Source organism: Flavobacterium sp. (genome assembly GCF_044368625.1).
In the GTDB taxonomy this organism is placed as follows: Bacteria; Bacteroidota; Bacteroidia; order Flavobacteriales; family Flavobacteriaceae; genus Flavobacterium.
This window is the reverse complement of sequence record NZ_JBIPPD010000288.1, coordinates 1-3,177: the sequence shown is the minus strand read 5'-3', so window position 1 is coordinate 3,177 and position 3,177 is coordinate 1. Positions and strand designations below refer to the sequence as shown.

The window sequence follows — 3,177 nt, the reverse complement described above, 5'->3', positions numbered from 1 at the left end:
ACTAAATTCGACTCCAAAACTAAAAATATTCATACCCAATAATTTATCTATCAAACAAATATACAAAAATATGAGCAATTACGGATATACATATTTTTCATTAACTCTTTCGCAATTCCATCTTTTGTTAATTCACAAAGACATGAATAAATCGCAATACTCTTAAAAGACCATATCCAATCTTTTTCTTTTTCCAAATCTGACTGCTGTGCTTTACATCCAAATCAACAAAAAACAATTATCAATACTAATATTTTTTTCATAATTTCTAGTTTAATTCCCATAAATGTTTTATTATTTTTTCTTTTTTTCATTAAGAAAGGGATAATAATTTTTACCATATAATTCTGTCTTCCTTTTAACCTCGTTCTTAAATGCTTCTTTTGCAATTGAATCTAACTCTCTACTTATATAGTAATGTAAGCAGGTAGAAGATATGTAATTTTTGTGCTTACTTTTGTCGTTTTCGGAGAAAAACTCTTGAGAGTTGAAATAAACTTCATTTGGTAAATCCTTTATTACCTTTTTTCCAATTATCATAGCTGTGTCTAAATCTGTAAAATCAATTGCATCATAAGTATTGAACCAATCTTCCTTATCCATTAGGAGCCAAATACTATCATTCTTATATCCCTCTCTTATACAGCTATAAAAAACATTGTCTTTATATGCAGTAATCCAAGAATTACTAACTTTACCATATTCGTAACCTTTCCCTTTGCTGAAATCATCGCCAAAAAAGGTTAGATTTGGTGTTTTACAGCATGAAAATAACACGAGTAAGAAAACAAAGTATAAAACATATTTTTTCATAAATGTTTGTTTAAATTTTAGGCACTAATCTAAAACCCATATGTCTATATGTTCAACAGGTAGTTGAAAATTACAATTCCCTGGACAGTAATTATTATATATAACATCTGCATGTCCTGATAAGTTTGACCCAGTAGGCATTACCAGCATGTAAATTCCTTTAAGCCCTGCAGTTAAGCTTGGATAATTTTGGCCGTTAGTACCTCCTTGTTGTCCTGTAAGTGATATGTGGCTTGGATTATTAGCATATCCATCATTTGGGTTACTTGTTCCAAATGTAGCTCTCATCCAATTATTTAAAGCTCTTACATTCAAGAAAAAATACTTACCTGCATAATCACCTCCTCCCTCTACTGTCTGATTTGGAATATACGGTATTACCACCTCCGAATTATTGAGTGCAATTGAAACTTTTAAAGCACAAACATTTTTTGTTTGATTACCTGGATAGTTCAATCTTACTTGTAGTACGTCTCCTCCAACCAAAGAAAAAATATTATCTGCACCATTTAAAAACCCTCCACTTCCATTTTTAGGAAAACCATCTAAAAAATCATTATAACTCGGTAAACTCTGTTGTTGAAAATTTAAATTAGCAGGATTATTCCAGAAAGCGGCATCATAAATGAAATCTTGTCCTTCTGAGGTTCCCATAAACCAATTCTGAAATTGTGCAATGTTTACTGTTGGATTCGCTTCAAGATAATCTGCTGTCCAACTACCAAAATCAATCGCTTCCTCGTCTTCTCTATTTTCGTAAAGATAATCAACTATTTCATTACTCGTATCAAATGGAGCATTTTGAACAAAATTCTTTATCTCATTTATTTTTGTGGTGTTTGCACCTAATTGATTGTTATTTAAAAATGAATAAAATGCCTAAAATAAAGTTGAAACGGCTTTCTGGATGAAAACCGTTTCAACCTAATTTTAAAAAAACTTACATTTTTCCATATATTTTTTCTCTTTCGCCGCCTGGGGCTGTCCATTCATATGATGATAATCTTTTTCTTATTTAAAAAATTTGTTATTAAAATTTGAAGAAAGTATTTGGAACTCTAATAGCTTATATGGTTAACAATGTTATAGTCATTTTTGATTTCAATTTCAATATTTTTAAAAATAGATACCCCGTTCGTAAAGTACCCAAGCCTGCTTTCAAATACTTCTTTTCCGATGTAAACCTTAACGTTAAAACTTCCATCTCCTTGATTATTAGCTTGGCAATTGGCTAAATATCCTTTCCTAGTACTTTTTTGTAAAATTTTTGAAAATTTTAGAGATTTGCAGTCTACATTTCCTAATACTATTACACTATCGACAACTCTATTACTAGAGTTTTTTACCAGTATATTATTACTATACCTATTGCAAGAACAGATTGAACTAGTTATTAAAATAAAAACGATTAGATAATATTTCATATTTATTGATTTGTAGGTATTAATATTGATGCAGATGTAGCAAAACCTTGACTATTCAAATTATTGAGATACATCAAATTACCTTCAATACAATATAGTAAAATATTATCAATAACGTTTGAAATATTGGAGTAGGTAGCTACAAATCTTCCCTTTGAATTATTATATAAGTCCATTGCATTTTCTTTAGTACTGTAAACATATGTTGGTGGTCTATTTTCATGAGCTGAGGTAAGCTCATTCGTTAAATCAGCACCTATTAATAAGGAGGACAAACCATTCCATATAGCATGTCGCAATGCATCACCTTTTCCGTTATGAAGATCGTTTGGATATATCTCTTGTGATTTTACTATTGCTTTTTTTGCGGCAACCATATACCACATTTTCCTATTAGGTAATAAATCATCAAAAAGTTCTCTTTCATTATTAGACATCTGAGCTCTAAAAGAATCATAATCGTTAATCCAAATTGACATTGCATCTATATCCAAATCATTTGATACATCAATAACATCTATTCCAAAATCAATCGCTTCATCGTCTTCTCTATTTTCGTAAAGATAATCAACTATTTCATTTGCGGTATCAAATTCTGCATCAATAATAAAATCTTTTATTACGTTTATTTTTGTGGTGTTCGCATTTAATGGATTGTTGTTTAAAAACGAATAAAATGCCCAGAGGTTGAGTCTGTTAATACTTATGGAAGTTAAATTAGGATAAATGGAATTTAACTGAAAATTATGGCAATTATTGAGTGCTTGTACCATTTGTTGTCTATTCTGTATGCCTACCCTGCCACCGTTTTTGCGGCAAAAATCTATCAAATAGGAGTGAATAAAATTATGCTCAATTATTAAATCCTGTAATTCTGGCGCTAGCGTACTTGTAAATGCCACTACTTGACCAGCAAGCAGAAAATCTAAATTATCAATGG

Annotated in this window: 3 protein-coding genes; all 3 read right to left on the bottom strand. The window is 30.2% G+C overall.

All coding sequences use genetic code 11. The annotated features are described in order from the left end of the window. Positions 1 to 294: 294 nt before the first annotated feature. Positions 295 to 813, bottom strand: coding sequence for a hypothetical protein (locus ACIQ2X_RS15025; RefSeq protein ID WP_396179773.1), 519 nt, complete (start codon positions 811 to 813; stop codon positions 295 to 297). 24 nt (positions 814 to 837) lie between these two features. Continuing rightward, positions 838 to 1,467: a T6SS effector amidase Tae4 family protein gene (locus ACIQ2X_RS15020; RefSeq protein WP_396179772.1), complete on the bottom strand. Its 630-nt coding sequence runs from the start codon at positions 1,465 to 1,467 to the stop codon at positions 838 to 840. 772 nt (positions 1,468 to 2,239) lie between these two features. Next, positions 2,240 to 3,177, bottom strand: a 938-nt coding sequence (locus tag ACIQ2X_RS15015; protein WP_396179771.1) for a DUF6973 domain-containing protein, incomplete at its 5' end; no start/stop codon positions are given.